The sequence below is a fragment of the Pseudomonas sp. 8Z genome, from assembly GCF_902506535.1.
Taxonomy (GTDB): Bacteria; Pseudomonadota; Gammaproteobacteria; order Pseudomonadales; family Pseudomonadaceae; genus Aquipseudomonas.
In genome coordinates this window covers 606902-633739 of the sequence record NZ_LR733824.1, presented here as the reverse complement: position 1 = coordinate 633739, position 26838 = coordinate 606902, and the positions used below count along the sequence as shown (strand labels likewise).

Here is a 26838-nt window from a genome sequence, read left to right as displayed (position 1 = left end):
GGTGCTCATGAGCACGAGATCCCGCGTTATCGCTGGCGTTGTCGCCGCTACCCTACTCACTCAACTGTCGGCCTGCGGCACGATTTTCTACCCGGATCGGCGTGGTCAGATCGAAGGCAAGGTCGACCCGGTTATCGTCGCTGCCGACGCCATCGGCATCCTGTTTTTCGTCATCCCCGGCTTGATCGCTTTCGCCGTGGACTTCGCCACCGGCGCCATCTACCTGCCGGAGGGCAAAACCGCACAAGTCGACCCACAGCAGCTCAAGCAAGTCATCGGTGCAGACGGCAAGGTCGATCAACTGGCGCTCAAGCAACTGATCGAAACCAGCAGCGGCCAACAACTGCCGCTTGATGACCCACGCCTGATCCAGCACAGCGGCAGCGCCGAGCAACTGGCCGCTTACGGCCTGCGCCCGGCCGCCTGAGCCCATGCAGGATCAGCAGCATGCCAGGCTGATGCGCCTGGCCACACGGGCAGCGCTGGCCGTAGCGCTGACCCTGGTGCTGGCCAAGGCCATCGCCTGGTGGCTCAGCGGTTCGGTCAGCCTGTTGGCAGGGCTGACCGACTCGTTGCTCGACAGTGCTGCCTCACTGATCAACCTGGTCGCCGTGCACTTCGCCCTGCGCCCGGCTGACGAGGACCATCGCTACGGTCATGGCAAGGCCGAAGCGCTGGCTGGGCTGGCCCAGGCGCTGTTCATTGGCATCAGTGCCATTGTTATCGCGCTGCAAGGCCTCGAACGGCTGCGCTCTCCGCAGGCACTCGATGCGGAAGGCGCGGGCATCGCCGTGATGCTGCTGTCGTTGGCCCTGACCGTCGCCTTGCTGAGCTTGCAACGCAAAGTGGTGCGTGAAACCGGCTCCACAGCCATCCACGCCGACTCGCTGCATTACCGCTCCGACATCCTGCTCAATAGCAGCATTCTCGTCGCCCTGCTGTTGACCCACTTTGGCTGGCAACAGATGGATGCGCTGTTCGCCCTCGGCATCGCGCTTTACATCTTCTGGAGCGCCATCAGCATCGTGCGCGGCGCCGTTGCCGTGCTGATGGACGAAGAGCTGCCCAGCGAAACCTCGCAACACATGCAGCAAGTGGCTAGCGCCGTACCGGGCGTGCTCGGTGTACATGACCTGCGCACGCGCATTTCCGGCACGCGCTGGTTCGTGCAACTGCACCTGGAGTTGCCCGGCCAGATGAGCCTAAGCGAAGCCCACGCGCATTGCGAAGCGGTGGAACAAGCCATCCATCAACACTACCCACGCGCCGAAGTGCTGGTGCATGCCGACCCACAGGAAGTGGTGCGGCACTGAGCGCAACCGACAGCAAAAATCCCAGGCATAAAAGCAGTTGGTGACGACGGATCTTTGTAGTTCTGGCGTTTGCAGGGTTTGTATCGACAAGGATGAGGCGCCACTCAGGTCGAAAGACGCTGAAAGTCCTCCTGCTCACTTTAAACGCCTGGCGAAGTCACCTGATCAATGTAGGCATCAAAGAACCACTCCGGGATCTCTTCGCTTCGGTACTCAAGAGAAGTGCCATCGGTAATCTCGGCCAGCCAAACAGACTCTTCGCCGGAGTTATCGAAGATATAGGCGCGATTCGAAGCAGCAACAGCAGATGGCAACAGAGCCAATGTCTTGTAGTAGCGCTTTACGATCTTGTCAGCATCAACATCGTGCCCATTTTCTTTAACCCTGATGGCCACCCGGTTGATGTTGATTTCTGGATCTTCAGTCGCGACGAAATATAGGTAGGTTCGGTAGCCACGTAGCTGCGCATCGCGCATAAATTCGACCTTGCTCTCGTGAGACATCACGGTTTCGAAGGTAAAAGATTGCTTCTGATTGAGCAGCCGTTGCCTGATGAAGTCAGCAAGCACTGACGCATGATAGGAATTTATTTTCTTGATCTTGCGGAAATCGATCCGCCCCTCATCCATTACCAAGCATCGCGACTCTGCCTGGAGCCCCTCCTTGACGGTGAGGTGGTGCTGCTCAAAGAACACTCGAAGGGCCGCAGTCGTCGAGACGATGCCATAGGCGCGAAGATCAACGAAGCCAGTCTCCTTGGCAGCCTTCTCGATATCGTCGGCGTTGACGTAAATGTTGATCAATTCGAGGGGAACTAGCCCCTTGATGGTGCTCTTGCCTGACCCATTAGGGCCTGCAAAAACGCGGAGTCTAGGAGTAGTCACAGGCGAAAAGGCCTAAGCCATACGCTGCACGGTGACAACTTGCCCTACGGTTACTTTCCGTCGCGGCTTGGCTTTGCCGACGATGCGGACACTACCATCTGCGCTAGTTTCAACTAGGTCACGGCCCAGAACGCCCATTACGGCCATACCTGTGGAGAGGGCACGAGAATGCGCCGACCGCGTTGCACGAACGGCGACATCTGGAATCATGCTCTCCAGCTTCGCAATTTCCTTCTCACTGAGGGATTTCTTCTTCGGCATGTACGTCTCCACTGGCCCTGGGGCAGGAATAGTCATCGACGTCATAATAGCCTCGCCTGACCGCATTCAAAAGGTTTCTCGCCGTACGGGGCGGCGCATAATAGCCATTCGGATAAGTGGCCACTGCTGAGCTGCTATAGCTGCCGTAGAACGGTGGGTTTGACGCTCGAAATCCAATCCTCGTGTCGTACGTGTAGAGTCTGCCTCCATCAAGCGAAAAGCGTTTAGCCATCTCCAAACCATGGCGACATCGCAAAGGTGGCATAAACGAGAAAGGGGCCTTGCGGCCCCCTCGGATCTGTCCGGTACTGGCGATGTTGTCGCCGCTTTCTTCGCCTGCCTGGTTGGGCAGTGCGGACCCGGGAGCCGGTACGATCCGGTGGGATCGTCGGCGCCGACTCGCCTGATTGGGCGAGGCCGGTAGGACATTTCGTCCGGGCCGTGAAACTGAGAGAAAGCTTACGCCTGCCACGCCGACAGAAGATTGCGAATATTGCGTGCATATTTACTCATTGCGCAATGATCCACCATGAGAGCAATATCTAGCGCAATCCAGCAACAGAACAATGAAGAAATGGACAAACTCGACCGCTACGACCTGAACATTCTCGCCGAATTGCAGCGCAACGCTTCCCTGTCCAATCAGGAGCTTGCCGAACGCATTGGTCTATCGCCCTCGCCCTGTTCGCGCCGGGTCAAGCAGCTAGAAGACGACGGCTATATCACCGGCCAGGTCGCCCTGCTCGACCGTAAGAAACTCGGCCTGAGCCTGACCGCCTATGTGCTGATCGGTATGGACCGGCACACGCCGGAGCGCTTCGAGCATTTTCAGGAGGTGATCCTCAAGTGCCCCGAGGTGCTGGAATGCTGCCTGGTGACCGGGATGGACGCCGACTATCAACTCAAGGTAGTGGTGCCGGACATGGATCATTACCAGAAGCTGCTGCTGGGCACGCTGACGCGGATCGACGGGGTTGCCAGCGTCCGGTCGAGCTTCGTGCTGCAGCAGATTCTCTCCAGCACCCAGTTGCCCCTGCAGCATCTACGCGGCTGATCGACGCACACGTAGCGCCAGGGTGCAGGCGTATACTCTGCGCCCGCACTTTGCGTGGTGCCGCTCGGTGCTCGCGGAGAAGTATCGTCATCCGGCGCCAGGGTTTTCGCCCTGGTGGTAGCAGGCGCATGAGGCTGTCATGGAAACCGAACAATTCGAAGCCCTGATGATGTACGTCCTGGTGGGCGGGCTGATTCTGTTCATGTTCTTCATCATCTGGGATCTGGCCAAGAAGTCCAAAGCAGGCCGCCTGGGCACCGCCATTTTGTTCCTTGGCCTCGGGCTGTGCCTGGTCGCCTTCCTGGCCAAGCCCATCATCACCTACATCATCGAGGTCACACGCGGCATCCACGGCTGATGCCAGCGGCCTAATCCAGGCGGGCCGGGACTTCGCGCCACTGCCCAGGCTGCAATTGCTGCAGATGCCAAGGGCCGATGGCCACCCGCACCAAACGCAGCGTGGGCAGGCCTACGGCAGCCGTCATGCGCCGCACCTGGCGGTTGCGTCCCTCGCGAATCACCAATTCCAGCCAGGCGGTCGGCACACTCTTGCGAAAACGTACCGGCGGGTTGCGCGGCCACAGCTCGGGCTCGTCCAGCAGATGCGCCTCGGCCGGTAGTGTGGGGCCGTCATTGAGCGTCACGCCATCGCGCAATTGCTGCAGTTGCGCTTCGTTCGGCTCACCTTCGACCTGTACCCAGTAGGTCTTCGGCAGCTTGTGCTTGGGGTCAGCGATACGCGCTTGCAGGCGGCCATCGTTGGTCAGCAACAACAAGCCTTCACTGTCACGATCCAAACGTCCAGCCGGGTAAATGCCAGGCACATCGACGAAGTCCTTGAGCGTGGCGCGGCCCTGGTCATCGTTGAACTGGGTAAGCACGTCGAACGGTTTGTTCAGCAGCAGCAGACGCGGCTGCACAGGCGGCGTCTTGGCTACTCGACGAGGAGCGGCGGGGCGACGATTGGTAGGAGGGCGAGGACGGGACATACGGCGCGGTTCGATGAAACATGACGGCGCAGTGTACCCCACGATAAGCGGCGCTGATGGTATTTCCACGCAGCATCACAGCGGCTAATCTGCTCGTCCGTCCTTTGCAAGCAGGAGCCACCATGAGCAACAGTGCCGAACTCGCTACTTTCACAGGCTGGGCCGCCACCGAGCCCAAGGCGCCCCTGCAGCGCCTGAGTTACGACCCAGGCCCGCTCGGCGCCGAAGAGGTCGAAGTGGCCGTGGAATACTGCGGCATCTGCCATTCCGATCAGTCGATGATCGACAACGAATGGGGCAATGCGCGCTATCCCTTCATCCCCGGCCATGAAGTGGTCGGCACCATCGTGCGCCTGGGCGAAAATGCGCGTGGCCTGAAGCTCGGCCAGCGCGTGGGCATCGGCTGGTACAAAGGCAGTTGCATGCACTGCGGCTCGTGCATGGAAGGCTCGCACCAGCTATGCCGTTCGGTGAAACCGACCATCGTGGGGCAGCCATGGCGGCTTCGCCGACCGCCTGCGCTCGCACTGGGCCTGGGCCATACCGCTGCCCGAAGGGCTCGATCCGGCACTGGTCGGCCCGCTGTTTTGCGCCGGTTCCACGGTGTTCAGCCCGCTACTGGAGTTCGATATCAAGCCCACCGACCGCGTTGGCGTGGTTGGCATCGGCGGCCTCGGTCACCTGGCGCTGCGCTTTCTCAACGCCTGGGGCTGCGAGGTCACGGCCTTCACCTCATCGCTGAACAAGCAGGATGAGGCCAAGCGCCTGGGCGCGCACAATGTGGTGGCCTCCACCGATAGCGCGGCGATGCAGGCGATTGCCGGTACCCTGGATTTTCTGCTGGTCACCGCCAGCGCCGACCTCGATTGGCCCACGCTGATCGCGACCCTGCGCGGCAAGGGCCGCCTGCACTTTGTCGGCATCGTGCCCAGCGCCATCCCGGTGCACGTGTTCAACCTGATCCCGCAGCAAAAGAGCCTGTCCGGCTCCCCCGTGGGCTCGCCGAAAAACATGGCGACCATGCTCGAATTCTGCGCGCGGCACCAGATTCTGCCGCAGGTCGAGCAGTTCCCCATGAGCCAGGTGAACGAAGCCATCGACCACCTGCGCAGCGGCAAGGCGCGCTACCGCGTGGTACTCGACGCCAGCCGCTAAGCGCACGGCTGAACGCGTCTGCCCCGGCTAGTTGGCGGGGGCAGACGTGCGGCATCAGGCTATAGGCCAGGCCGCGACGATCCCCTCCAGCGCCTGCTTGAGCTCAACCCGGCTGGCCGCAGCGGCCAGGCTAACGCGTACCGCGCGTATTGGATTAGCCTCGACCGCGAAGACCTCAGCCGGCACCACGTCCACCCCCTGCAACCGGCAAGCATCAGCCAACCCGGCGGGCGTCTCGACATCCAGCCACAGATGCGGCGCCACCGCCCTGCCCTGCGGCATACGCGGCCCCAGCACGCGCGCGGCCAAGCGCCAGCGCTGCTGCAACTCCTCGACCTGCCAGGCCAGGCGCTGCTGCGCCACGCCGCTTTCGATCCACTCACAGGCCAGCGCCAGGCTCAACGGCGTCACCGCCCAGCGCGTGGCCTGCGCCTCGCAGTCGATACGTTCGAGCAACTCAGGCGCCCCGGCGATAAATCCCAGACGCAAGCCTGGTGCGACACTCTTGGACAGGCTGCTGATCAGCAGACAGCGCTCGGGCAGTTGCACCGCCAACGGCGCCTCGCTGCCAAGCACGCCGTAGACATCATCCTCGATGACCCACAAACGGCGACGCCGCGCCACCTCGGCAATGGCCGCGCGGCGCTCGGCATCCAGGCAGGCGCCGGTGGGGTTTTGCAGACAGGGCGTCAGTACCACCACGCGCGCGCCGGTGGCCCTGGCCTGGCGGTCTAGGTCATCGGGCAGGATGCCGTGCGCGTCCATCGCCACGCCATGCAGCGGCAGACGCAACTGCCGCGCGGCGGCCTTGATCCCCGGCGCGGTGTAGCGCTCCACCAGAATCGGCTCACCGGCCTCGCACAGCGCCAGCAACGCCGCCGACACCCCCTGCTGCGCGCCCGCACAGAGCAACAGGCCGCCTGGCGCCAACTCCAGATCACGTCGGCGCAGCCAGGCGGCAGCGGCCAGGTGCGTGCGCTCGACCAGCGCCGCCGAAGGGTAAGCCTGCAGTGCATCCAATTCGCCACGCGCCGCCAAATCAGCGAGGCAGGCGGATAGGTCACGGTTGCTCGGATCATGCACTGGCACGTTAGTCGACAGGTCGATCAGCGCGCCCTTTGCGCTCGATTGCTTGAGGCGAAACAAACTCGCTTCGCGGCTGCTGGCCAGCACATAGGTGCCACGGCCAACCTCACCGGACACCAAATGCCGACGCGCCGCCTCACGGTAGGCGAGCATCACCGTGCTCGGGTTGATGCCCAGCGTCCAGGCCAGGCGCCGTTGCGGCGGCAGGCGTTCACCGGGCAGCAGATCGCCGCGACCAATCGCGCTGGCAATGGCCTCGACCAGTGCCAAATAGGTGGGTAAGGGGCTGTCGCTAAGGTCTGGGAGCCACATTGCTTGCCATGCAATATAAAGATTTACCCATACAATGCGCCGCACTAGCATCATGGTCAACGCCACCCGGAGTGCCCGTCATGTTCGACCTTGCCCAACTGCGCCAAAGCGCTGAACTGGTTCACCGCCATATGGCCGCCACTGCGCAACTGGCCTGGCCGCTGTTGAGCCAACGGCTGGGCTGCGAGGTCTGGGTCAAGCATGAGAACCACGCGCCCACCGCCGCCTTCAAGGTGCGCGGCGGGCTGGTGTATATCGATGCCCTGCTACGCCGCGAGCCGCAGGTGCGCGGCTTGGTCACCGCCACCCGTGGCAATCATGGTCAAAGCCTGGCGCTGGCGGCGCGCGCCGCGGGCCTGGCTATTCGCATTCTGGTACCGCACGGCAATGCACGTGAAAAGAACGCCGCCATGCGCGCCCTCGGCGCCGAGGTGATCGAGCATGGCCGTGACTTCGACGAGGCCCGCGCCGAGGCCGCGCGCATCGCAGAACGCGACGGCCTGCACGGGGTGCCATCGCTGCATGAGGATCTGGTGCGCGGCGTAGCCACCTACGCCCTGGAGCTGCTGGAAGCGGTGCCAAGTCTGCGCCGGGTCTATGTGCCCATCGGCCTAGGCTCGGGCATTTGCGGGATGATCCGCACTCGCGACCTGCTTGGCCTCGACACCGAGATCATCGGCGTGGTCGCCAGCGGCGCCGACGCCTATGCACGCAGCTTCGAGCAAGGCCGCCTGGTGCAAACCGAACGCGCCGAGACCCTGGCCGACGGCATGGCCTGCCGCCAGCCGCAGCAACTGGCGCTGGACATCATCCGCACCGGTGCCGCGCGTATCGTGCGGGTTGATGACGAGGAGATTCGCTGCGCCATCCGCGCCTACCACGAGGACACCCACAACCTCGCCGAAGGGGCTGGTGCGGCGGCTCTGGCCGCCCTGATGCAAGAACGCGAGCGCAATGTCGGCGAGCGCGTGGCGGTCGTGCTCAGCGGCGCCAATATCGATCGCGCGGCCCTGGCCGAACTACTGCGCGGCGAGGCCGTAGTCGCCTGACTCAGAGCAACGACACAGGCCCCGCTGAACGACGAGTGGGCGTCTGCCGCAACCCGCGCGACACGCCCCACTCTGCCGCTATCAGCACCAGCAGCAAGCCGATCTGGAGCAACAGAGCCATGTACAACGGCTTGAAAATTTGAGTGAGCTGGCGCTTGAGCAGCGCCAGGAGAAACTCGGCCTGAAACAACTGTTCGATACGCGCATCCAGTACCTGCGTCAGCACCTGCTTGTTGAGCCCGCTGTAAGCTGAGCTTTTGTCGACCACCAACTCACCGATGGCCTTACCCAGCAAACTCACCTGCAAGCGGTCGAACAGCTCCAACGCCATATGCTCCAGCATCGATGCATCGGCACGTTCGCTCGCGGCCAGCAGACGTTCGCGGTGCAGATAATCACGCGCCATCTGGTTGAGCACGTCCTGAATGCTACTGCCGCGTAGCACCATCAGACTCTGCTCATCCTGAACCTCGACATACGCCTGAAAATCACGCCAGGTATCATCGGCCAACACCTGCAGCGCGGGCGTAAAACTGTCGAGATGGCGATAGAGCTGCTGCTGACTGCCGTACAACAGGCCGCCCTGCAGGCCGAGAAGACCTCCAGCCAGCGGCAAGAGCAAAAAGTAGAGTTTGAGCAGCCCATGGTGCCAGGACGCGTTGCGCGCCAACCAGCCCGAGTGGTGCAGTTTGAATGCCAGCAGCAACCCGCCAGCCGCACCCAGTAGCAGAGCCAGGGCGATGCAAGAAAAAAGACTGAAGAAACTGAAGGGCTGCCACAAAGCGGTGAGCAGCAGACGGGCCTGTTCCATGCGTATTACCTCCTTCATCCATGACGAGGGCGAGTCTAAACCAGAGCACCGACCAGCGCCGCCAGGGCGTGGCCAGATTGTGCGTCAGGCCACGCCCCTCAGAACCTGTTCACGATCTTTATGCACCTGAAAAGGCAAAAGCAGTTGATGAACATGTAGGAGGGGCTTCAGCCCCGAGCTTTATTTGGGTAAGCCGCTCCTACAAGATCGCGAGCGGCCGCTTTCACCAAACTGCCAAAACCGACGAACCTGGTGAACAGGTTCTAAAAACATCAGCGGAACGGCGGCTCGTCGAAGCTGCGCAGCTTGCGCGAATGCAGCGAGTTGAGCTGGCTGCGCATCAGCTCCAGGGCGGCGATGCCGATATGCAGGTGCTGCGTCACCGCACGCTCGTAGAAGGCGCCCGCCGCCCCCGGCAGCTTGATCTCGCTGTGCAGCGGTTTATCCGACACGCACAGCAGCGTGCCGTAGGGCACCCGCAGGCGATAGCCCTGGGCGGCGATGGTGCCACTCTCCATATCCACCGCTACGGCGCGTGACAGGTTGATCAGCGGTCGCTCCTGGGCCCAGCGCAGCTCCCAGTTGCGGTCGTCATAGGTCAGCACGGTGCCGGTGCGCAGGCGCTTTTTCAGCTCATCGCCCTCTTCGCCGGTGATCAACTTGGCAGCCTCCTGCAGCGCCTGCTGCACCTCGGCCAACGCCGGCAGCGGAATGTGCGGCGGCAGCACGCGGTCGAGAATGCCGTCGCGGCGCATGTAGGCGTGGGCCAGCACGTAGTCGCCGATGGTCTGCGACTGACGCAAGCCGCCGCAGTGACCAATCATCAACCAGCAGTTGGGGCGCAGCACGGCCAGGTGGTCGGTGATGTTCTTGGCATTGGACGGGCCGACGCCAATATTGACCAGGGTGATGCCGTGGCCATCGGCAGCCTGCAGGTGATAGGCCGGCATCTGGTAACGATGCCAGACCACATTCTCGATGATCGCCTGCATCTCGCCTTCGTTCATGCCGCGCTCAATCACCACATTGCCCGGCAACACCATGCGCGTGAAGCGCGAGTCGCCCACCAGCATGTCCAGGCCATGGCGAATGAACTGGTCGACGTAACGGTGATAGTTGGTCAGCAGAATCCACGGCTGCACATGGCGCCAATCGCTGCCGGTGTAGTGCTGAATGCGCTTGAGCGAAAAGTCGGTACGCGCGGCGTCGAACAGCGCCAGCGGCAGCGGGTCGATATTCTCCCAGTCATACAGGCCATCGGCCGTGCCATCGGTGGCGGCAGACAGGTCGGTGCTGGGGAACACCCGCGCCAGCTCGGCAGCAGTCACGCCGCTGCCAGCCAGCTCATCGCCGCCCTCGACCACATACGGATAGGGAATATTCTGCTGGCTGCGACCGACCTCCACACGCAAGGTGAAGTCATTCATCAGCGGGCGCAGTTGCTCCAGCAGGTATTTGCGAAACGCCGACGGCTGGGTCACGGTAATCGCGTAAGTACCCGGCACCTGCACCTTGGCGTAGGCACGCACAGTGGTCGGCACCTCACCCTGGCACAGGTAGATCAAACGCAGTTCAGGGTAACGGAACAGGCAATGCTCGCTGGCATCCGGGCTCACGCGCGCCTTGAGATAACGCTTGAGCGCATGGCTCAGCGCCCCAGTGGCCTCGTGGTACAACGCGGCAAGGCGATCGACCGCCTCTTCGGGAGTGTGGACAACGACAAAATCATCGGAGCAGGCTTTCACAGGCGTCTTCCTGGCTGAACGAACGCCTCTATCTTGCCTGTAACTGCATGGCAAAACATAGCGTGGCGACCGAGCGAGTCGGTCGCCACACCGCCATCATCAGGCCGCCTGGTGCAAACGCACGTTGAACAGCGGGCCCCGGCTAAAACCTGACAAGCTCTTGGCCGCCGCCAGTACGCCCAGATCGATCAGCGGTTCAAGCAGAATCACGCTCATATAGGCCAGGCCGAAGCTGCCCACCGCAGCCAGGTTATCGCTGGTGAAGCCGTGGCCGTAGAAGGCCCAGAAGCCGACCCAGGCGACGATGCCGCCCTGATAGACGCTCGACAGCGCCAGCGCCTGCTTATAGGACAGCTCGACATAAGCGGTGCCAGGTGAGACAACGCGCTTGGCCAGCACGCTGATCGCCCACAACGGCACCAGCAGCGTGGTGACATTCATGCCGTACTGCGGCAAGTCGAACGGTGCGAACAGCAAGCCCTGCAACAGCAGACCCGCTGCCAGGCCAATGGCAGTAGCACCAGCGCCAAACAACAGCAGCAAGGTCGAACCGAGGATCAGGTGCACCTCGGAAACGCCCACCGCATGGTGCGGCAATACCTCGAAAAAGCAGAACACCAGCGCCGAGGTCAGCAAGCTGCGCAGCGCCAGAGCGCTTACCCCGCCGTTGTCACGAATGGCATCACGCGCCAGTTTGGCCGTCAGGCCAAAGGCGCCGACTGCCGTTGCGTAGCTGAGAAAGATCTTGGCGCCTTCAACGACACCCGGTTCGATATGCATGCAAGTTCCTTGGCCGCGCCCACCGCGCGACGATTCGGATGGAGGGTGGGCACAACGCCCGTTGTCGATGGCAGGTCTCCTGGCTCACGGCTTGGCACTTCGCCCACCTTCCCAACCAAAGTCAGTGGCATAGGGGCATCGTTCGCCGCTTACAGTTGCGGGGGCAGCCAGGGCATTGGCGGAATTCGCCGCACCCTGTTCCCTTTTCATCCGCGTCACGTACGTGCACGCAGAACCATCGCGCGCCAGATTACGCGCCTGACCAGGGAAAAAACAGCACGTCTGGGCGGCAAGCTTGGTTCATCGCCGCTGGCGCGGGGAACACGTGGAGAGTACGCGGCGTGCTACTTTCGCCCCCGGTTCATCCCCGCTGGCGCGGGGAACACTTGGCCATTTCAAAGCCAAGTGCTTTCAGCTTCGGTTCATCCCCGCTGGCGCGGGGAACACAGCTTAACTTTGACATGATGACCGACTGCGGACGGTTCATCCCCGCTGGCGCGGGGAACACGCCCGGCAGACTGCTGACTTTATAGAAGCGAACGGTTCATCCCCGCTGGCGCGGGGAACACCTCGGCAGCCGCAGTACGCTGCGCTTGCGTGCCGGTTCATCCCCGCTGGCGCGGGGAACACATTGCCTAAGTTTGAGAAAACCACGGCCTTTGCGGTTCATCCCCGCTGGCGCGGGGAACACTGCTGCTGGTGCTGGCGATTGTCCTTATCGAACGGTTCATCCCCGCTGGCGCGGGGAACACACCGCAGACATCGCATCCAACATCCTCACCGGCGGTTCATCCCCGCTGGCGCGGGGAACACCTCACCGCCTGCGCGGATCAAATCGCCGTTTTCGGTTCATCCCCGCTGGCGCGGGGAACACTGTCTGTTCGCGGCTAAGGCCGGTACGGATGGCGGTTCATCCCCGCTGGCGCGGGGAACACCGTACCAGCAAGAGCCGGAGTCAATTCTCTGGCGGTTCATCCCCGCTGGCGCGGGGAACACGCTGTCTGCTACGTCCTGGAGCACTATCCCAACGGTTCATCCCCGCTGGCGCGGGGAACACGCACAGCTCGACGCCTGGGCCAAGTTCCCTGACGGTTCATCCCCGCTGGCGCGGGGAACACCCGTCCATGCCCGCGCCGCGCCACATTTCGAGCGGTTCATCCCCGCTGGCGCGGGGAACACCGATTTGCCGTAGCACTCGACAATGATCTTGCCGGTTCATCCCCGCTGGCGCGGGGAACACCACCAGCAGCAGCTCCAAGGGGAGGGGCGTTGCGGTTCATCCCCGCTGGCGCGGGGAACACTAGCTATCAGCACCGCAATTATCACCCGTAGACGGTTCATCCCCGCTGGCGCGGGGAACACGAAGGTTCCAGAGCGCGGTAGCTACATATGGGCGGTTCATCCCCGCTGGCGCGGGGAACACCGCCTTATTGCGCGCCCACTTCTGAGCAATCTCGGTTCATCCCCGCTGGCGCGGGGAACACAAAATTTCCTCATACATGATTGTGAGCATGAACGGTTCATCCCCGCTGGCGCGGGGAACACCAGTCGGGCCATGTGGGTTTTAGACTGGCGGACGGTTCATCCCCGCTGGCGCGGGGAACACCCTTAGCGTAACCAATTGTTCCCAAAAGAAAAAATCAGCAGCTAAAAATCTACCAACTTTCCTTGTTAAAGATCGGGTGTTTCAGGAGGGTAAAAAGCGACCAAATGCAGGCCGTCGAACTCCACCGGGAGGCGGCGGTTTGGCCCAAGCGTCTGGAACTCATACCCCGACTCATGGTTGCTCGCCCAGGCCATCACTACGTTGCCATCTTCATGCCCCTTGCTCAGGTGCTCCCAGATCATTTCACGGGTACGCCTGGAGACATCACCGATATAGACACCAGCCCGTACTTCCAGCAGCCAGATGGCCATGCGCCCACGCAGGCGTGGCGGGACGTTCTCGGTGACCACGACCAGAAAGCTCATTACTGCGCCCTGTGCCCGGCATCGCCGATGCTTTCCGGGTTGGGGATCGCCGGTGGCACGGACTCCGGCGGCGCCTCGGGCGGCGAGATCCCGCCTGCCGACAGCACCTCTTCGATGATGGGGATGATCTTGCCGAGGATCTTGCTGGAACGAAACAGATCACGACAGCCCAGCCGCACTTCACGCTCGGGCTGGTGCGGTGTCTTGGCGGCGATGCGAAAGGCCAGCGGTACAACGGTCTCGAACTTGAACAGGTCAGCGATATCGTAGACGAAGGACAACGGCTTGCCGGTGTGGATGAAGCCCACCGCCGGCGCATAGCCTGCCGCCAGCACGGCGGCCTCGGTGATGCCATACAGGCAGGAGGTGGCTGCCGACAGGCAACGGTTGGGGATATCCGCTGCATCCCATTCGTTGCGGCCATAGTTGCGCGCCCGCCAGTCGACGCCGCATTGCTTGGCCAGCAGCTTATAGGTTTCGCGTACGCGGGCGCCCTCGATACCGCGCAACTGCTCGACGCTACGTCGAGCCGGTGCTGGCTCCTGAAAGCGTAGCTCGTACATCTTGCGCACCACCTTGAGCCGCAACTCATCGTCCAGCGCCAGCTTGGCCTGATAGAGCAAGCGATCCGCCCGCGCTCCGCCAGGCTGACCACTGGCATACAGGCGCACGCCGGACTCCCCCACCCACACCAGCAAGGTGCCGACGGTGGAAGCCAGGTGCACGGCAGCGTGCGAAACCCGCGTGCCGGGTTCGAGCATGATGCAGGCCACCGAACCGACCGGAATGTGCATACGCACGCCGGTCTTGTCGATGACCACGAAAGCACCGTCCTGCACGTCGATCTGCCCGTACTGGACGAAGATCATCGACACCCGATCCTTCATCGGCAGGGGTTTGAGCGGAGGCAGCAGGTTACCGGCCATGTTCAGACGCCTTCATCGAGCAATGGCTGCCGAGTAGCTTCGACCAATACGCGCATTTGCCGAATAGCCAGCTCGTTCAATTTCAGCAGGCGCTCGGACTGGGGCAGCCCTTCACTGATGAAGTGCGCGTTCATCGATTCCAGGTTGGCCAGACAGACCAATTGATGGACGTCGGCATGATCACGCAGATTGCCTTTCAGTCCTGGGTTGGCATCACGCCATTGTCGAGCGGTGACGCCGAACAATGCCACGTTCAACAGGTCGGCCTCACTGGCATAAACGAAGCTGATCTGCTGTGCGCTCAAGGTTTCGGGAATCAGATTCTCGCGAATGGCATCGGTATGGATCAGGTAGTTGACCTTGGCTAGGTTGCGGCGAATATCCCAACCCAACTGCTGAAACTCTTGCTCCTTGAGCCGCTGAAACTCCTTGATCAGGTAGAGCTTGAACTCCACCGAAATCCAACTGGCAAACTCGAAGGCAATATCCTTTTGGGCAAAGGTGCCACCATAACGCCCAGCTTTGGAAACCAAGCCAACAGCACCGGTCTGCTCGATCCACTGCTTGGGGGTCAGGGTGAAGCTATTAAGCCCTGCCTGCTTTCTAAACCCGTCGAATTCGACGGGTTTAAAATCGGGGTTATTGAGTTGCTCCCAGATCCCCAGAAACTCGAGGGTATTGCGATTACGCAACCAGTTGCGGATCAAGTCATCAATTCGATCCGCGTTTTTGTATCGCGCGATATCCGTTATGGAGATGTACTCAACCCCATCCTTGATATGCGTATTGATGTCCTGCTCAAGCACCTGCAGCTTGGCTTTCATGCAGCCCTCCATTTCTGCTCCAGAATCAGCCGCGCCCCACGCTGAGCAGCCCACAGCCGAATGCCTTGCCCGGGCCGATGCCTTGTTCAAGCGCACGACTGAAGGCCGCCAGTTCGCGCACCTGCAAGCGCCCCTCGAAGCACACCCGTTGCAAGCTGATGCGGCTGTCACCCTTGCGGCTTGCCAGCATATCGCTGGCCGTGACCAGGGCCGCTTCGACCGCGAAACCATGGCGCTCGCCCTGACGACTCAACCAGGCAAGTTGCTCCTGCTCGCCCACCAGGCCATAGCGTTTGCCCTGGCGCGTCACGGTTGGATTGGCCAACAGACGAAAGCGGTAGCGCACCCCGCCCTCGACCCAGGATTGGAGATCGAGCGGTTTGCTTTCGATCTCGCGCTGCAGGTAATTGGGCAGCACCTGCAAGGCCGACCAGTCGCCAGCCTGCGCCGATTGCACCAGCACCACAGGGCTTGCCCAGGCATTACTGCCCGCTTCCAGACGCCAGAGAAAACGCGCCGGAGTACTCTGCTCATCGGGCACGAAGGCACGGGCCAGCGTACGGTGCATCTCGTAGGCATCGGCCAGGTCACGCCGCGCCTGGGCGCTGCGCGGGTCAAGCGTCAGTCTGGTCAGGTACATGTAGCACTCCCGATTTCACGTAACGTGGGCCGAAACGACGTTCGGCAAAAGGCGCGACCGGCTGATCCAGGCGGACGGCGCCTTCCTGAGCATCTTCCAGCAGGCAACGCAGGGTTGGCTGTGAGTCGTCTCGGCGCGCACTGCTTAGCCTTGGGTATTGCGCCAGCGCTGTCTCCAGCGGCAGGGGCGACAAGCCATCGGGCAGCCAGACAGGCATGCCCGGCGCGAAGCTCTTGCGTCCCAGCGCCAACGGCCAGTGCGGGGCGCGCAAGGCGGCGTGAATGCGCGTCAGCAGGTCTTCATCCGCCCCTTCCAGACCGACCAGAAAGGCCGCATCCGACAGGTAATAGCGCGGGCTGACCACGGTGCGTCGCAAGTCCGACTTACCCGTGGCGATCAATACGCCGGTCGCTGTCTGGTAATCGCGCATGGGCGCGCCTTCATGGTCGACACGCACGCCCATGCGCAGGGCCGCCAAATCCTCGACCGGCTCATGCCGATCCCGCCCCAGGGCCGCACAGACCAGCCCAAGCACACCCGATTTGGAAGGCTCCAACTGGGTATCGCGCTCATCGAAGCGGCTGGTGGTGCCCCAGGATTGCATCGGCCCCTGCAAACGCAGCAACAGGGTGGCCATGCTCAACCCTCCAGTTGCGCGGCAACCTGCGTGCGTACCCAGGCCGCCAGCTCACTCAGGTTCTGCACCTGAGTGCCCTTCTGCGCAGGCCAGGCGTCGCTCAGATCGAGATACGCCCACTGATCGCGGGCATCGGCATAGACCGCCGCCAGCTTGCCCTCATGCTTGGCCAACTCGCTGACCGACAGCCCAGTCAACGATGCATCCTGACGGGCAGCGATGGGTTTCTCGAAGGCATTGGCCAGGTTCAGCGGGCCGGCGTGGCGCAGACAAACGCCGACGAAACTCGGCAGGTTATGTGCGGCGAAGGTGTTCTGCTTGCCCGTTGGGATGGCGCGCACCACGGCTTGGGTGAAAGCCTCTAGGGCGGACAGGGTCAGTTCGCGATCCTGCTGCAGGTTGCCGAGCAGCTTGCCAGCATCGACCACGGCATAGCGGTACAAGGTGGCGGAGTTGAACTCCACCTGGCCGATCATGCCGGCGCCGGTTTCGTCCGGCCCGCCTTTGTCGTCGACGGCGGTGAAGTAGTCGAACTCACGCTCCACGCGATGAGTACTGATGGCATGGGCGACCTGGCAGGCAGCGTCCTGGTTGACCTCCGGCATGTCGGCGAGCATGCGCCCGAACAGCGCCACGTCCACGGCCTTGCCGCCGTCGAGCAGGGCCTTGGCCTTTTTCACCACATCTGCCGGGGCGCTGGCCTTGGCTTCCTTCTTGCCTTTCTTCTCGCCACCCGCCGGGGCTCCGGCCAGTTCGTCCCAGTGCTGTTCGATCAGCGCAGCGAAACCCGCGATTTCGGCTTCGCCGAGAAACAGCAGGTACTCGGTCTTGCCGTCGTCTTTGAGCTTGAGACCAGCAGCGGCCAGGGCAACTTCGATCTTGCCTTCGGCTTCCAGCGGATCACGCCCAACCAGACGCTCCAGCAACAGCGCCTTGAGCTTCTTGGTACGCACGCCGCGATACTCCGGGGCGACCAGCTCATGCTCCTGCGCCGCCAGGCGAATGGCGCGCTTGAAGCACTGGCTGCTGACCCGCGCACGGCGATGACCACCGAACAGAGCATCCTTGGGCGCACCGGTGTCATCGCGGTTGAGGTTGGATGGGGCGAAGTTCTGGATCAGGTGAAACTCGACAAACAGACTCATGATGTCCCTCTCAGTCGTTGACAGCTTGTTCGGTGGATTCGGCAGCAGGCGTCGCCAGCGCACGATAGAAGTCCCGCGCCCAGCGCTGGCGTACGTTGTCGCGGCGCTCGGCATCGATATAGGGGTTGAGCCAGACGCTCAGGTCGCGCAGCAGCACGGCGTAGTCCAGCGGGCGATCATCGGCGGCCAACAGGCTGATGATCTGGCGCAGATACACCGCCAGGTTTTCCGCATCGGCACCGAGCAAGGCGACGAAGCGTTGCTCGATGCTGGCGCTTTCACGCTTGCGCATCAGTTCGCCAAGGCTGGCAGCCAGGCTTCGCGCACCATGATGAGGATGAGCGGCGTATAGGCCCGCCGTCAGATACAGCGCCAGGCGCGAAGCGTCCTGAGCATGCCGCTCGACCGCGACGAAGCGCTCCACATAGGGATAAGCCGGCGGATAGCTACCCGGCTCGAAGCTCAGGCTGCGGCGCAAGGTGGCGATGGCGCCCCGGTCACGCTCTTGCAGGCGCTGCAAATGGGCGATAAAGCTCTGCGCGAACTCACTCATGCGCGAACCTCCTTGTCAGGTGTGGGAGTCGCCCGCAACGGGGCAAGCAGCCCCAGCAGACGTGAATGATGACGTGCCTCGGCACGTAGAGCTTTGGCGCCTCGGCCCAAGCCGGCCAACACGGCCTGCCAGGCATCACGGGCGGCGTCATGCAGGCTCTGGCGCCAGAGTGCTTCGGCCTCGTCCAGTTCGTCGTTGCCCAACAGCGCCATGGCATGGCCCAGATGGCGCTCGGCACTGGCGAAGTACAAGGCGCCCGCTGGCCCGGCATCGATCAGGCTACGGGCACGAGCCCAGGTGTCCTTGCTGCCGGGGTCGGGCAGGGTTTCGGCGAGCATGCCGGTGGCCAGCTTGCGCAAGGCGGTAAACAACTCTTCGGCATCGCGCACATAGCGGCGCAGCTCGTTGGCGTGATCGGCGGAAGCCAGCAATTTGGACGGCAGTGCGATGCGTTCGGAGCGCCAGCGCAGCAATTTGGCCTGATCGCTGGCCAAGCCTGCGATCAGCAACGGTTGCACACCGCTGCCCAGGAAAAGTTGCAGATTGGCCGCCCACTCCAGCACCGCCGCAGGCTGCGAGGTCTTGCCTTCGGCATCCGGCAACAACGCGGGTAAGTCGCGCCACAAGGCACGGCCTTCGCTGAAGCTCAGGCGCACCAGGCTATTGCTGCCGGCCCGGTAGCTGGCCATTGGGTCGGGGGCCTGCACGTCGTCGCCCAGAGCCAAACCAGCGGCAAAGCGAATCCACTGCACACGCTGTTCATCGTCCGCCAATAGCAAAACTGCTCGGCTTTGCCGGGTGTAGCGATCATTGGGGCCAGTCGCCACCTCAGGGTCGCCACGCAACTGGGCAATGCTCGGCGCGTTGCGCTCCCAGGCGGGCAGGTCTTCATGCCCTGTTTGAGTCGGCGGGTGCAGAGCCAGGCACAAGCTTTGCCCCAGTGAATCGCCCACCGGCATTACCGCTGCCGTATTGGCCAAGGCGCCTGCCTTGTCGGAGTCGCGCAGCGTCTTGACCAGGCCGCCGGGCGTGAATTGCAGAAAGCCCAGCAAGGTACGCAGCGCATCGGCGGCTGCGATGCTGCGCGGCGCCAGGTCACAGGAGTGATCGAACACCACCGGCGCATTGCCGTTGGCGCTGGCCAGGGAGATTTGCGTCCAGGGTTTGAGCTTGTCGCGGGTTTCGTCGGCGTCAGCCAGTGCCGCCACCTGCATGAAGGGGTACTGCGGATGGAACAACCAAAAGCGCTCGCGCCAATGCTGCAGATAGTCGCGAATGGCGGCCAGCGGCAGCCCGTTCTGATACCAGCGCACACGCTCGGCATCCGTCCAGCGCCCTTGCGCCTGGCTGATGGCGCGGTGGGTAATAGCCAGCAACAGCCGGTATTGAGCGATCAGGCCCGGCGGCGAGGTTTCCGCCAGGGCACTGATCTCGCCGGCCTGTTCGAAGAGCGCCAACAAGCCCAGCTCACGCACCTGCCCATCGTGCATCCGTACCGCCAGCCATGGCTCGTCGAGCAGATTGAAAGACTCACTCATGCCTATCCCCCATTCCCTGTTGCCACGATTCCATATCCCTCTCCCTGAATCTAACAGGCCTGCAGTAAAGCAGACAAAGTGCCACTACGGCATGAGTCAAATCAATTCAACCGGCAAACTCCCAGGGGTTGACCAGTGCCACGCCCGTGGGCAGAAAGTCCGCCACGTTGCGTGTGGCGACCGTCATGCCATGCACCAATGCCGTGGCCGCGATCAGCGCGTCGCGTTCGGCCCGAGGGTCGGGAACGTGCAATTGCGCGCAGCGCTGCGCCACGGCGGCGTCGACCGGCAGGATGCGACCGGCGAAGCCAGGTAATACGTGGCCATCGAGCCAGGAGCGCAGCAGGCTGCCCTGCTGCGGGTCGCGTCTTTCCACCAGCAAAACGCCGGTTTCCAGCTCAAGCACGGTGATAGCGGAAATAAACAACTGCCCCGGCACCAGACGCTGAGCCCAGGCCGCCAGGCGCGGGTCGGCCTTGCCACTCTTGGCCTTGCGCAGTTCGGACACGACATTGGTGTCGAGGACGAACATCAGCTCAAGTCCGCCGGGCGCGACAAACCTTGCGCACGCGGCGCCTCGAACTCAATGTCCTCGACTGTCGGCATGGCCAGCAGATCGATGATGCTGCCGGGGCCGCCGGTCAGACGCTGGTATTGCTCGATGCTCAGCAGCACATGGGCCAGCTTGCCACGATCCGTGATAAAGACCGGCCCCCGATTAGCAGCGCGCTTGGCGCCACTGGTGTCCTGATTGAACTCGCGACTGGTAAGGATGGTTTGCATGGCGCACCTAGAAATGTAGAAACATGCCTACATGATACGCCTGATCATCATTCGGGCAAGCCACTAGCTGCGCCGCGCTGATAGACCAAGCCCAATTCATCCTCCAGACGCACCGTCAAACGCCCGATCTGCAGGCAGCCATCGATCAGTACCAGCGGCTTGAGATGACGCAGCAACGGATGCTCATTGAACGACCGCCGCGACTCCAACGCCTGCGTATGCTTGACCAAAGCGGTGCGTGAGGTTTTTAGCTGGCGGGCATGGAGCTGTTTGGCCAGCGCGTTGGGCAGCGGCTGATCGGGGTCGAAGGCCTCGCCACCTGGTGTCAGGCTCCAGCCACCGGGCACTTCATGCACGGGTATCAGCGTTACCGAGTCGTCACCGAGGCGGGTGTAATTGGGCAGCCCCAAGCCTTCCTCGCCCTCTTCATAACCGCGATTTTTCTGGGTGTAGGCGTTCTGCGGTTCGGCCTCGGGGTCGATGGCGACGTTGCGGGCCATCATGCGCTCGGTCTGCCGTTTGCCCAAGTAACTGCCGTAGGCCTCATCCTCGATAAAGGCACGATCCGCCTCGGCCAGATCCGCCGGTAAATCCTCGCAGTCATACACCGCCTGCACCAGCCGGTCGATGTCCTGTGGCAGGTGTAATTCCTGCTCACGCGACAGCAACGCCCAGGTGCGCCCAAGGATGTAGGGCTCATAGACGTATTCCCAGGCCGTGCTCTTGAGATCGGGCAAGGCTTCGGGCGCCAGCCCCGCCACATACAAGGTCGCCTGCCGATGTGCCTCGGGGCGCTCGCGCTGGTGGCGATGCAGACGACCGGCGCGCTGCAGAATCAGATCCACCGGCGCTAGGTCAGTAAGCATGAAGTCGAAGTCGATATCCAGGCTCTGCTCGGCCACCTGGGTGGCGATCAGCAAAGCCCTGGCCGGGCGCGCGCCACCCTCACCAAAACGCGCCAGCACGGCCTTTTCCTGCTCGCTGCGCTGATTGGCCGGGAAGCGCGCATGAAAGAGCAGCAGCGAAACCTCATCGCCCAGTTCAGCCTTGAGTTTTAGGTAAAGGCTTTGCGCGCGATCCACGGTATTGACGATCAGCGCGCCGCAACCACCTTGCTGCACCAGCACACAGGCCTTGGCGATCAGGCTGTCGACATCTTCCGCCACGGCCTGCAGGTGAATCGGCGGCAGTGGCCGCGAAGCACAGGTGCCACCCTTGAGGCCACGATCATCGGCCAACAACAGACGCGGATAGCTCAGATCGGGCGCGCTCTCCGGGGCAACGCCCCAGGCACGTAGCAAGGCATCGCGACGCGGCGCCGGCAAGGTAGCGCTCATCAACACTACCGAACTGCCCATCGCCTTGAGCCAACGCAGCAAGGCTTCGATCAGGCCGCTGGTGTAGGTGTCGTAGGCATGTACTTCATCGAGCACCACCACGCGGTTGCTCAAACCCCACAAGCGCACGAAATGGTGTTTGACGTTGAGTGTGGCGAACAGCGCCTGATCCACAGTGCCAACGCCATAAGGCGATAGCAGCGGGCGGCGGCGCTGAGAGAACCAGGCCGACGAGGACACGCTCTCGCCCTCGGCACCATAAATGCCCCGTAGCGCCAGCACCTGTTCGTTAAGCCCGGCGCCACCATGTACCAGTTGCACGTCCAGCGCCGTATCGCCCGAGAAGCCATGGAGAAAGGTCAAAGCACGGTTGAACAATGCATTGCCTGTGGCCTGCGTCGGCAGCGCGACATACAGGCCACGATGTTGGTTGGCCGCCTGCAGCCGCAGGTGAGCGAGAAAGGCCAGCTCGGTCTTGCCCTCACCCATCGGCGCCTCGACCAGCAGCAGTGCCGGGCCTTGTACACCACCGAGCAAGCGATCAGCCTCGCGCTGCAAAGGTCGCGCCGTCAGCTTCGGGCGCTGGACGATCTGTGCGATCAGATGATCCGCTGTGGACGAGTCTTTCAACAAAGGCTGAAAGACTCGCCAACCGATCTGCTGCAATGCCTGATCCGCGCGTAAGCAGGCATCAACATGATGCTCGGCCAGCAGCGCGTGGCGCTCGCCCAAGGGAAACCATTCGGGGTTGGAGCCAATCCAGTCAGCCACGCTGGTCAAGCCTGCCAGCCATTGCACCGCTGGCTGCGACAAGGCCTCGGTCTGCGGAGTGCCCTGTGGCGCCAATACGCCCCAGTAAGCCGCGAATATCTGCCGACGCGCCTCGCTCCAGGCCGGTGGCTCGAACGCCGGTTTGGCCCGATTGAATTCGCTTTGGTTGAAGTTGTAGCCATGGTGGGCGCTGATGGCCTGCAACACATGGCGAATCCACAACAGATGGCCGATACCCTGGCCAGGCAAGTGCTCCCAGAGCAACGCTGCACTGGCGCAAGCATGGTCGGTAACACCCAGGGCACGGTCGGGAAAGGCCAGCCCAAGCGCCTCACCGGCCTGTCGCCCTTCGAACCACTTGTCCTGAAAGCCGGGGATGGCCTTGCCGAAGTCATGCAGGCCTACCAGGCAGGCAACCCAACGCGCAACATGCTCACGCCCCAGGCCCAACGCCTGAGCGGCCCAATCCAGTGTGCTCGGAGGCTCATGAGCCAGCATCCGCTCGGCCACCGCAGCCACGTCCAGCAAATGCGCCAGCACACCATGGCCGTAGCCTTCACCACTCTTGGCCCAGAGGCGGCGGGCCTGGTCGCTGAGATCGGCGAATCCTTTCATCTGGCACTCCTTGCATCATGAAACTCGACTTGAAACAAAGTGCCACCATCGCCAGCGACAGACAATCGCAGGCATCGAAAATGCATCGCTGCTGCAAGAAAATCAGTGCAGCACTTGCCCCGTTAGCAGGAATGTGTAGAGCCGCCAGAGGCGGTGCAGCGCTGCGGCACTCATCCCTGCAAATGCGAATAGCAGGAAGTCACCACCTGCGACTCAAGCAGGACCATGCAAATACTTGTAGCGCACTCACCGCGGTATTAAAGTTCGATACCATGAACAATAAACCGAAAAACACTCTGCAAGCCATCTTCGCCAAGCCAGCCTCCAGTTCGCTTGAATGGGCTCGCATTGAGTCTCTTTTTATAGCGGCTGGCGCCAGGACTATCGAGGGCAATGGCTCCAGAGAGCGCTTTGAGCTGAACGGCGTGATCGGCACCTTTCACCGCCCCCACCCCGACAAGGAAGCCAAGCCCTACCAGGTTCGTGATGCTCGGGCCTTCCTTGAGCAAGCAGGAGTCACCCCATGAACGCAATGAATTACAAAGGTTATGCCGCTCGCATCGAATACAGCGATGAAGATGGTCTCTTCATTGGCCATATCGCAGGGATTCGCGATGTAGTGGGTTTCCATGGTGAGTCGGTAAAAGAACTTCGCGGTGCCTTTGAAGAAGCTGTCGACGATTACCTCGAAACCTGCGCCAAACTAGAGCGCTCGCCACAAAAACCCTACTCCGGCAAACTCAGCCTGCGCCTGGAGCCCGCGCTTCATGCGTCGGTCGCCGTGAAAGCCGAATTGGCTCACAAAAGTATCAATCAATGGGTGGTGGACGTGCTGGATCGCGAGGCACATGCCTGACAACTGCACGATCACACTCACCAGCGCAGAAGCATCCCTCGACCACAATTCAACGAGCACCGCAGCGTGCTCAACAGTCGCTAGGAGCAAGCCCCCCACAAAGGCCGCGCCGACAGCCGCTACAAGGCCTCACTTCGAGCGACTCCTTGAATTTGCCATTGCGCTCCATCCCCGCTGGCGCGGGGAACACTTCAAGTACCTGAAGCACGATCTGCGCGAAGGCGGTTCATCCCCGCTGAGCGGGGAACACTTCAGCGCCGCTATCGAGCTGGCCGCGCAGGACGGTTCATCCCCGCTGGCGCGGGGAACACTCGTCGGCGGTCATGGTCTGGCCCAGCACGCCCGGTTCATCCCCGCTGGCGCGGGGAACACCATTAGTGGCGCAACTAGGTTTTTGCCCCGTACGGTTCATCCCCGCTGGCGCGGGGAACACAACATCCTGCCACCAAGCCTCAAAAACCATGGCGGTTCATCCCCGCTGGCGCGGGGAACACCAGCACATCGAGGCCTTTGCAGGCGTTCCACACGGTTCATCCCCGCTGGCGCGGGGAACACGCCCTATATGTAAAGCGTATTTCGATCATCTGCGGTTCATCCCCGCTGGCGCGGGGAACACCTGCTAATGCCTGCCACGCTCGGAATGGGTGACGGTTCATCCCCGCTGGCGCGGGGAACACAAGGCCAGCGGATCCGGTAGATGTCGGGCCTACGGTTCATCCCCGCTGGCGCGGGGAACACGTGCTTCCCATCAGTGTACAGCGACTGCATTTCGGTTCATCCCCGCTGGCGCGGGGAACACTGTCCACTGAGCCAGAGGCTCCGAAAGTCAGCCGGTTCATCCCCGCTGGCGCGGGGAACACGGAAGTCGAAGTCGCGCTTGAGGCGGCTGAGCACGGTTCATCCCCGCTGGCGCGGGGAACACAACATTACCGGCGAGGCTCAGCAGCTTATTGACGGTTCATCCCCGCTGGCGCGGGGAACACGTCGACCAGTTAGAACCTGACCACTGGCTGCGCGGTTCATCCCCGCTGGCGCGGGGAACACACTTAGCGTAACCGATTGTCCCCAAAGGGAAAAATCAGCCGCTAAAAATCTACCAACTTTTCCTTGTTAAAGATCGCTCTGGCATCAAAACAGATTCGGCGTGCTGCGCGCCAGTAACGCCTCGACGTCGACCCCACGCGGCAGGGTGCCGTAGACCCGGCCACGGCCCTCCAGGCGGCTGGCGATAAAGGCATCGCTGACCACGCTGTTGCCCGCCTCCAGCAGCAACTTGGCCTGCAGGGCCACGGCCATGTCCTCGGTGAGTTGGCGGGCGCGGTACTGGATGTCGGCGGTATCGGCAAAATCGGCCTTCAGGCGCTGGATATGTGCCTTGAGGCGGGCATCGCCGTGACCATCGCCCAACTCATCGAACAGTGCATCGAGCACACCTGGCTCCTTGGACAGGGCGCGCAGCACGTCCAGGCATTGCACGTTGCCGGAGCCTTCCCAGATGGAGTTGACCGGTGCCTCGCGGTACAGGCGCGGCATGATGGTTTCCTCGACGTAACCGGCGCCGCCCATGCACTCGCTGGCCTCATAGATCATTTCCGGTGCGCGCTTGCAGATCCAGTATTTGCCCACGGCAGTGACCAGCCGGGCGAACTTGTCTTCCTGAGCATCATGCGAATGGTCGAGTGCGCGCCCCATACGCATGCAAAGCGCCAATGCGGCTTCGCTCTCCAGTGCCAGGTCGGCGAGCACGTTCTGCATCAGCGACTGGTCGGCGAGCAGCTTGCCGCCCACCTGGCGATGGGCGCAGTGGTGCGCGGCCTGGGTCAGAGCCTGACGCATCAGGCTGCTGGAGCCGACCATACAGTCGAAGCGGGTCATGGCCACCATCTCGATGATGGTCGGCACGCCGCGCCCTTCCTCGCCGAGCATCCAGGCAAAGGCGCCGCGATATTCCACCTCGCTGGAGGCGTTGGCCCAGTTGCCCAATTTGTTTTTCAGGCGCTGGATATAGAACGCATTACGCGAGCCGTCCGGGCGATGGCGCGGCAGCAGGAAGCACGACAGGCCCTTGTCGGTATGGGCCAGGGTAAGGAAGGCGTCGCACATCGGCGCCGAGCAGAACCATTTGTGCCCGACCAGCTCGTAGCCCTGCCCTGGCCCGCCCTGGCCGATGGGGTAGGCGCGGGTGGTGTTGGCGCGTACGTCGGTGCCACCCTGTTTCTCGGTCATGGCCATGCCGATGGTGACGCCGAGCTTCTGCTCCATCGGCAGGTTGCGCGGGTCGTACTCGGTGGCGAGGACCTTCGGCAGCCACTGTTCGGCCACGTTGGACTGCAGACGGATGGCGGGCACGGCGGCGAAGGTCATGGTCAACGGGCAGCCGCTGCCCGCCTCGGCCTGGCTGTGCAGGTAGGTCAGCCCGGCGCGGGCGACATGAGCGCCGGCGCGTGGGTCTGTCCAGGGCAACGACGGCAGGCCGTGCTCGACCGCTGTACGCATCAGTTCATGGTAGGCCGGGTGAAACTCGACCAGATCAATGCGGTTGCCATACCGATCATGGCTCTTGAACACCGGTTTGTTCTCATTGGCGAGAAAGCCGGCTTGCATCAGCGTGCCACCGGCCAGCGCGCCATAGGCGTGCAGGCGCTCATGGGCCCAGGCGCCGTCATAGCGGCGAATCCATTCTTGTAGCGGCAGGTCGAGGCGATAGAGGTTGGCGCCGTCCAGGCTCGGCACCTGGTTGAACACGGCATGAGTTTCGGCGTGCAAATTTGGGGTCATCACGTAGCTTCCTTGGCGGCCAGGG

The 26838-nt window shown here is 62.4% G+C and carries 26 protein-coding genes, 1 pseudogene, 2 CRISPR repeat arrays and 1 riboswitch; of the genes and pseudogenes, 8 read left to right on the top strand and 19 right to left on the bottom strand.

What is annotated here, in order from left to right; translation table 11 throughout:
* Window positions 1–7: 7 nt before the first annotated feature.
* Complete coding sequence (locus AERO9A_RS02865; RefSeq protein ID WP_159970396.1) at window positions 8–427, top strand: polyribonucleotide nucleotidyltransferase; 420 nt, start codon at window positions 8–10, stop codon at window positions 425–427.
* A 4-nt stretch (window positions 428–431) separates the two neighbouring features.
* Window positions 432–1313: a cation diffusion facilitator family transporter gene (locus AERO9A_RS02860; protein ID WP_159970395.1), complete on the top strand. Its 882-nt coding sequence runs from the start codon at window positions 432–434 to the stop codon at window positions 1311–1313.
* 140 nt (window positions 1314–1453) lie between these two features.
* On the opposite strand, the gene AERO9A_RS02855 is transcribed toward AERO9A_RS02860, so the two are convergent.
* Complete coding sequence (locus tag AERO9A_RS02855; RefSeq protein WP_159970394.1) at window positions 1454–2197, bottom strand: zeta toxin family protein; 744 nt, start codon at window positions 2195–2197, stop codon at window positions 1454–1456.
* A gap of 12 nt (window positions 2198–2209) precedes the next feature.
* Entirely contained in the window at window positions 2210–2458 is a 249-nt protein-coding gene (locus AERO9A_RS02850) for a hypothetical protein (protein WP_159970393.1), read from the bottom strand.
* 574 nt (window positions 2459–3032) lie between these two features.
* On the opposite strand from AERO9A_RS02850, the gene AERO9A_RS02845 reads away from it, so the two are divergent.
* Window positions 3033–3512, top strand: a complete 480-nt coding sequence (locus AERO9A_RS02845; RefSeq protein ID WP_159970688.1) for an Lrp/AsnC family transcriptional regulator — start codon at window positions 3033–3035, stop codon at window positions 3510–3512.
* A 139-nt stretch (window positions 3513–3651) separates the two neighbouring features.
* Window positions 3652–3870: a DUF2788 domain-containing protein gene (locus AERO9A_RS02840; protein ID WP_159970392.1), complete on the top strand. Its 219-nt coding sequence runs from the start codon at window positions 3652–3654 to the stop codon at window positions 3868–3870.
* A 10-nt stretch (window positions 3871–3880) separates the two neighbouring features.
* Here AERO9A_RS02840 and AERO9A_RS02835 read toward each other — a convergent pair whose 3' ends face one another.
* The gene (locus AERO9A_RS02835) at window positions 3881–4501 is read right to left on the bottom strand and encodes a pseudouridine synthase (RefSeq protein WP_159970391.1); all 621 of its coding nucleotides are present in this window, start codon (window positions 4499–4501) and stop codon (window positions 3881–3883) included.
* Window positions 4502–4623: 122 nt separating this feature from the next.
* Between AERO9A_RS02835 and AERO9A_RS02830 the strand changes: the two are divergent.
* Window positions 4624–5656, top strand: a pseudogene (locus AERO9A_RS02830) (NAD(P)-dependent alcohol dehydrogenase).
* Between the two features lie 54 nt (window positions 5657–5710).
* Here the strand turns inward: AERO9A_RS02830 and AERO9A_RS02825 are convergent.
* A complete protein-coding gene (locus AERO9A_RS02825; RefSeq protein ID WP_159970390.1) occupies window positions 5711–7054 on the bottom strand; it encodes a PLP-dependent aminotransferase family protein in 1344 nt (447 codons plus the stop codon).
* An 80-nt stretch (window positions 7055–7134) separates the two neighbouring features.
* On the opposite strand from AERO9A_RS02825, the gene AERO9A_RS02820 reads away from it, so the two are divergent.
* Window positions 7135–8103, top strand: a complete 969-nt coding sequence (locus AERO9A_RS02820) for a threonine dehydratase (protein WP_159970389.1) — start codon at window positions 7135–7137, stop codon at window positions 8101–8103.
* A gap of 1 nt (window position 8104) precedes the next feature.
* Here AERO9A_RS02820 and AERO9A_RS02815 read toward each other — a convergent pair whose 3' ends face one another.
* The 14 genes from AERO9A_RS02815 to cas3 all read right to left on the bottom strand — a co-directional run bounded on the left by AERO9A_RS02815 (window position 8105) and on the right by cas3 (window position 23179).
* Window positions 8105–8914 carry a hypothetical protein gene (locus tag AERO9A_RS02815; RefSeq protein WP_159970388.1) on the bottom strand — a complete coding sequence of 270 codons (810 nt, stop codon included), beginning with the start codon at window positions 8912–8914 and terminating at the stop codon, window positions 8105–8107.
* A 272-nt stretch (window positions 8915–9186) separates the two neighbouring features.
* Entirely contained in the window at window positions 9187–10659 is a 1473-nt protein-coding gene (gene amn, locus AERO9A_RS02810; protein WP_159970387.1) for an AMP nucleosidase, read from the bottom strand.
* A 99-nt stretch (window positions 10660–10758) separates the two neighbouring features.
* Window positions 10759–11439 carry an energy-coupling factor ABC transporter permease gene (locus AERO9A_RS02805; RefSeq protein WP_159970386.1) on the bottom strand — a complete coding sequence of 227 codons (681 nt, stop codon included), beginning with the start codon at window positions 11437–11439 and terminating at the stop codon, window positions 10759–10761.
* A gap of 51 nt (window positions 11440–11490) precedes the next feature.
* Window positions 11491–11694, bottom strand: a riboswitch (cobalamin riboswitch).
* Between the two features lie 41 nt (window positions 11695–11735).
* Window positions 11736–13045: direct repeats of the CRISPR family, unit length 29 nt; unit sequence CGGTTCATCCCCGCTGGCGCGGGGAACAC.
* Between the two features lie 65 nt (window positions 13046–13110).
* Complete coding sequence (cas2e, locus tag AERO9A_RS02800) at window positions 13111–13410, bottom strand: type I-E CRISPR-associated endoribonuclease Cas2e (protein ID WP_159970385.1); 300 nt, start codon at window positions 13408–13410, stop codon at window positions 13111–13113.
* On the bottom strand, window positions 13410–14336 hold the full coding sequence (gene cas1e / locus AERO9A_RS02795; RefSeq protein WP_218580124.1) for a type I-E CRISPR-associated endonuclease Cas1e: 927 nt from the start codon (window positions 14334–14336) through the stop codon (window positions 13410–13412). Before cas1e ends, cas2e begins: the two co-directional genes overlap by 1 nt.
* A gap of 2 nt (window positions 14337–14338) precedes the next feature.
* Entirely contained in the window at window positions 14339–15160 is an 822-nt protein-coding gene (locus AERO9A_RS02790) for a KilA-N domain-containing protein (RefSeq protein WP_159970384.1), read from the bottom strand.
* A 25-nt stretch (window positions 15161–15185) separates the two neighbouring features.
* Window positions 15186–15800 (bottom strand): type I-E CRISPR-associated protein Cas6/Cse3/CasE, encoded by a 615-nt coding sequence (gene cas6e, locus AERO9A_RS02785; RefSeq protein WP_159970383.1) that lies wholly within the window; start codon window positions 15798–15800, stop codon window positions 15186–15188.
* Window positions 15775–16437: a type I-E CRISPR-associated protein Cas5/CasD gene (gene cas5e, locus AERO9A_RS02780; protein WP_159970382.1), complete on the bottom strand. Its 663-nt coding sequence runs from the start codon at window positions 16435–16437 to the stop codon at window positions 15775–15777. Before cas5e ends, cas6e begins: the two co-directional genes overlap by 26 nt.
* A gap of 2 nt (window positions 16438–16439) precedes the next feature.
* Complete coding sequence (gene cas7e, locus AERO9A_RS02775) at window positions 16440–17582, bottom strand: type I-E CRISPR-associated protein Cas7/Cse4/CasC (RefSeq protein ID WP_159970381.1); 1143 nt, start codon at window positions 17580–17582, stop codon at window positions 16440–16442.
* Window positions 17583–17592: 10 nt separating this feature from the next.
* Complete coding sequence (gene casB, locus AERO9A_RS02770; RefSeq protein WP_159970380.1) at window positions 17593–18135, bottom strand: type I-E CRISPR-associated protein Cse2/CasB; 543 nt, start codon at window positions 18133–18135, stop codon at window positions 17593–17595.
* Complete coding sequence (casA, locus tag AERO9A_RS02765; protein ID WP_159970379.1) at window positions 18132–19673, bottom strand: type I-E CRISPR-associated protein Cse1/CasA; 1542 nt, start codon at window positions 19671–19673, stop codon at window positions 18132–18134. The genes casB and casA overlap by 4 nt, the downstream gene beginning before the upstream one ends.
* A 106-nt stretch (window positions 19674–19779) precedes the next feature.
* Window positions 19780–20205, bottom strand: a complete 426-nt coding sequence (locus AERO9A_RS02760) for a type II toxin-antitoxin system VapC family toxin (protein WP_159970378.1) — start codon at window positions 20203–20205, stop codon at window positions 19780–19782.
* A complete protein-coding gene (locus tag AERO9A_RS02755) occupies window positions 20205–20456 on the bottom strand; it encodes a type II toxin-antitoxin system Phd/YefM family antitoxin (protein ID WP_159970377.1) in 252 nt (83 codons plus the stop codon). Before AERO9A_RS02755 ends, AERO9A_RS02760 begins: the two co-directional genes overlap by 1 nt.
* A 47-nt stretch (window positions 20457–20503) precedes the next feature.
* Window positions 20504–23179: a CRISPR-associated helicase Cas3' gene (cas3, locus tag AERO9A_RS02750; protein ID WP_159970376.1), complete on the bottom strand. Its 2676-nt coding sequence runs from the start codon at window positions 23177–23179 to the stop codon at window positions 20504–20506.
* A 272-nt stretch (window positions 23180–23451) separates the two neighbouring features.
* On the opposite strand from cas3, the gene AERO9A_RS22665 reads away from it, so the two are divergent.
* Window positions 23452–23706, top strand: a complete 255-nt coding sequence (locus AERO9A_RS22665; RefSeq protein WP_159970686.1) for a type II toxin-antitoxin system HicA family toxin — start codon at window positions 23452–23454, stop codon at window positions 23704–23706.
* Window positions 23703–24035: a type II toxin-antitoxin system HicB family antitoxin gene (locus AERO9A_RS02740; RefSeq protein WP_159970375.1), complete on the top strand. Its 333-nt coding sequence runs from the start codon at window positions 23703–23705 to the stop codon at window positions 24033–24035. Before AERO9A_RS22665 ends, AERO9A_RS02740 begins: the two co-directional genes overlap by 4 nt.
* A 161-nt stretch (window positions 24036–24196) precedes the next feature.
* A CRISPR array of direct repeats spans window positions 24197–25079; the repeat unit is 29 nt; unit sequence CGGTTCATCCCCGCTGGCGCGGGGAACAC.
* Between the two features lie 84 nt (window positions 25080–25163).
* Here the strand turns inward: AERO9A_RS02740 and AERO9A_RS02735 are convergent.
* Window positions 25164–26813, bottom strand: coding sequence for an acyl-CoA dehydrogenase family protein (locus tag AERO9A_RS02735; protein ID WP_159970374.1), 1650 nt, complete (start codon window positions 26811–26813; stop codon window positions 25164–25166).
* Window positions 26814–26838 lie beyond the last annotated feature (25 nt).